A 513-nucleotide genomic window follows, 5' to 3' on the forward strand; every position below is an offset into this window, starting at 1 on the left:
GCCGGCCGCTGGCCGGCAACCTCGGGACAGCCGGGAGAATGCATGTGCCGGCCAGCGGCCGGCACTACCGATCAGCCAGAGCGCAATCCGAACCGCGGCCGCAGCAGCAACGCCAGCACCAGCACCGCCAGGAACGCGCCATAGGCATACAGCACCGCCAGCACCTGCGGCCAGATCGGGCCGGCGCCGGGCTGCACCACGCCAATGCGGTAGCCCCACAGCATCGACACGATGCTCAGCGCGAACGCCACGACCAGGGTGGTGCCATCGAACAGGCGCCGCCGCGCGCTGCGCGGCTGGCGCGGAAACAGCCAGTACAGGCTGCCCAGCAGCAGGAACCAGGGCAGGAACAGCAGCAGCGACAACCAGGCCATCGCAGACTCCATGTCATCGCGCCAGAGGCGCGCGGACATCATGCCATGGGTGCTGTGCCACGGTCGTGCCGGCGGGGGTCTTCCCTGTAGAGCCGAGCCCATGCTCGGCTGGGTAGCAAAGCAGCCGAGCGTGGGCTCG

General features: G+C 69.8%; 1 protein-coding gene. It reads right to left on the reverse strand.

Features of this window, described 5'->3' with window-relative positions:
• Positions 1–71: 71 nt before the first annotated feature.
• A complete protein-coding gene (locus ABGA94_RS21075; RefSeq protein ID WP_032954673.1) occupies positions 72–374 on the reverse strand; it encodes a hypothetical protein in 303 nt (100 codons plus the stop codon).
• Positions 375–513 lie beyond the last annotated feature (139 nt).

Origin of the sequence: Stenotrophomonas sp. 3diitr2024, assembly GCF_042136455.1 — a bacterium.
GTDB lineage: Bacteria > Pseudomonadota > Gammaproteobacteria > Xanthomonadales > Xanthomonadaceae > Stenotrophomonas > Stenotrophomonas sepilia.